Origin of the sequence: Mesorhizobium sp. M7A.F.Ca.US.005.03.2.1, assembly GCF_003997795.1 — a bacterium.
Lineage (GTDB): Bacteria > Pseudomonadota > Alphaproteobacteria > Rhizobiales > Rhizobiaceae > Mesorhizobium > Mesorhizobium ciceri.
Genome location: NZ_RZRP01000794.1, coordinates 1 through 2,920 on the forward strand (window position 1 = coordinate 1; position 2,920 = coordinate 2,920).

Genomic DNA, 2,920 nt, shown 5'->3' on the forward strand with positions numbered 1-2,920 from the left:
GCATGCAGCGTTTCGACCAGCGGCAGGTCGAGCACCGACAGGTTGACCGCCTGCTCGCCGCCAACGGTGCCATGATTGTGCCAGGCGTCGTTGGGCGTCAGCACCATGTCGCCCGGGCCGAAGACCACGTCTTCGCCCTCGACGCCGGTGAAATTGCCCTTGCCCGTCAGGCCGAAGCGGATGGCGCTCGGCGAGTGCTTGTGCGGCGGCATGATCTCGTCGGGATCGTTCAGGCGGTAGGCGGTGTACATGGTGCTGACCGATGCACGCTTGGGCGCAAGACCGGGATTGACGAGGATCAGCGAACGGCGCTCGCTGTCGTCCATGGTCACAAGTTCGGCCGCGCGCTGCAGCAGGGGCTCGATGTCCGAATAGGACCACACGAAGGGAACGGCCCTCGACGTCGCCATCAGTTGCTTGATCTCGTCATGGTCGACGCCTTCCGACGTCGCCCAGAACGGAAACATGTTCTTTGCGTAGAGGGCGTCATAGAGGCCCTTGAGTGCCGCCTTCTTGTTGGTGAGCACATCGTTAGCTGGTTGCGCCAGGGACATATCGGACACCTCTCGTCACGAAGAAAATACTTCTAACCAACTCAACCGTATTCGCATTGGTTTTGCTCGACAATACCCAAATTGCGAATTTTATAAGTTTTTGGTTGAGGTGCATTTTTGAAAGGCAAATGCCCAGAAATAGGCAGGAATAGCCTAGAAATGCACGAAATTCAGCTCACAATCAGGGCGTGAAACCGCTTCGTCACGGCCATGCTGACGCGCATGACAGTCCAACCAACGCAGTTTTTCAGTCTCAACCAAAAGACTTTGGTTGCATCCGGCCGCCTTATCAGGCAGCCACGCTCTGTTGAGCGCGGCTGCGGATCAGATCCGCGGCCTTTTCGGCGATCATGATGACCGCCGCATTGATGTTGCCGCAAACGAGGTCGGGCATGACCGAGGCGTCCACGACACGAAGCCCGGCAATGCCGCGCACCCGCAATTCCGGATCGACCACCGATGCCGCATCGACGCCCAGGCGGCACGTGCCGGCCGGATGATGCACGGTGATCGAGGTCTTGCGGATATGCTCGTCGATCTCGTCGTCGCTCTCGCATTTCGGGCCGGGGAAGAACTCCGCGCCGACAAACGGGGTCATGGACGGCTGGCTGGCAAGGTTGCGTGCAACACGAAAGCCAGCGCGAAGCGACTGCCAGTCGCGCTGCGAGGACAGGAAATTCTGATGGATCAGGGGCGCGGCAACCGGATCGCTCGACGCCAGCTTGACGCTGCCGCGGCTCTCCGGCTGCACCGCAACGATACGGGTCGCAAAGCCGTCGGCGAACGGCGCCTTGAACGGCGACATGTAAGGCCATGCCCCAAGCGGCGCGGCGGTGAAAAGCAGCTGTACGTCCGGCAACGGCCGGCTTGCGTCGCTTTTCAGGAATGCCACGACGCCGCCAGGCACATCTCCCGAAAAGCCCTTTCCGGTGAGATAAGTCCTGACGAAATCCAGCCCGATACGATCGGCCCGCATCATCTTGAGAAACGGTCCAGGCTGTTTGCGCCGATACATCACGATAACCGAAACGTGGTCCTGCAGATTCTTGCCGACTTGCGCACGATCGACCTTCGTCTCGATGCCATGCGCCGCCAGCTCGCCGCTGTCGCCTATGCCTGACAGCATCATCAGCTGCGGCGTGTTGATGACGCCGCCGGCAAGCAGAACTTCGCGCCGCGCCAGAACTTCATGGCTCGCCCCGCCTCTGGTGTAGGCAATGCCGGCTGCGCGGCCATCCCTGAGCAGGATCTTCGTCGCCATCGCGCCGGTCAGCACCTTGACATTGCCGCGCCGCATGGCGGGCCGCAGATAGGCGGTTGCGGTCGAGCAACGGCGGCCGTTGGCGATTGTCATCTGCAGCCGGCCGAAACCTTCCTGTATGGCGCCATTATAGTCATCGGTCTGCGGGTATCCGGCATCACGGCTGGCTGTGGCGAAGGCATCGATCAGTTCGTCCTTGTAGCGGCAGAACTGGGTGTTCAGCGGCCCGCTGCCGCCACGGTACCGGCTTTCGCCCGCTTCCCAGCGCTCCTGCTTCTTGAAGTAGGGCAGCACCTTGTCGAACGACCAGTCCGTCAGGCCGCTTGCCGCCCAGCGATCGTAGTCGCCGCGATTGCCGCGCACATAAGCCATGGCGTTGGTGGAGGAAGAGCCGCCGATGACCTTGCCGCGCGCGCATTCGACCTTGCGGCCGCCGACATTGGCCTCGGGCTCGCAGAAATACATCCAGTCGTGGCGGCGCTCCGTCAGTATCTTGCCCCAGCCGAGCGGGATGTGGATCATCGGATCGCGGTCCCAATCCCCCGCCTCCAGCAGAAGCACCGACACGGCGGGGTCTTCGCTCAGCCGGTTCGCCAGCACGCAGCCGGCCGATCCCGCACCGACAATGACGTAGTCAAAGGTTTCGCCAGCCGGCATGCGTGATCCTCGGGAGAAAGACGTCTGCCGCGATGGCAACCGTCGACATGGGCAGTCAACCATCGCGCAACTGGTGTTGTCAACCATTGCGTACAGTTGTAGATTGGTTGAATTGGTTGAGTGCCGTCGAACAGGTTTTCGTGTCACAATATGATGTCGGGACGTTGAGTCGGCGATCTGCCGATCGGACAGGAGATTTGGTTTTGAGCGCATTCGAGCCGCAGGTCGGACCATCTGATCTCGACGACATCATCGCCGCGGTCCGCCAGTTGCAGCAGGGCGGCGGCAAGCTTCCGTCCGAGCGCGATCTTGCGGAACATCTGAGCGTCAAGCGCCATCAGCTTCGCAAGGCGCTTGAAGTGCTGCGCCTTTCAGGCGACCTCAAACCGGCGCGCGCCAGGCGGGCGCCGACCGCCCTTCCGAGATATGGCGAGGAACTGGTCAGGGT

The 2,920-nt window shown here is 61.6% G+C and carries 3 protein-coding genes; 1 reads left to right on the forward strand and 2 read right to left on the reverse strand.

Annotation, left to right across the window (positions count from 1 at the left end):
* Positions 1–554, reverse strand: a 554-nt coding sequence (locus EN991_RS30420; RefSeq protein ID WP_127370133.1) for a cupin domain-containing protein, incomplete at its 3' end; no start/stop codon positions are given.
* Positions 555–843: 289 nt separating this feature from the next.
* Complete coding sequence (locus tag EN991_RS30425; RefSeq protein ID WP_127370131.1) at positions 844–2,472, reverse strand: choline dehydrogenase; 1,629 nt, start codon at positions 2,470–2,472, stop codon at positions 844–846.
* 203 nt (positions 2,473–2,675) lie between these two features.
* Between EN991_RS30425 and EN991_RS30430 the strand changes: the two genes are divergently transcribed.
* A partial coding sequence (locus tag EN991_RS30430; RefSeq protein ID WP_127370132.1) for a GntR family transcriptional regulator occupies positions 2,676–2,920 on the forward strand: 245 nt, incomplete at its 3' end.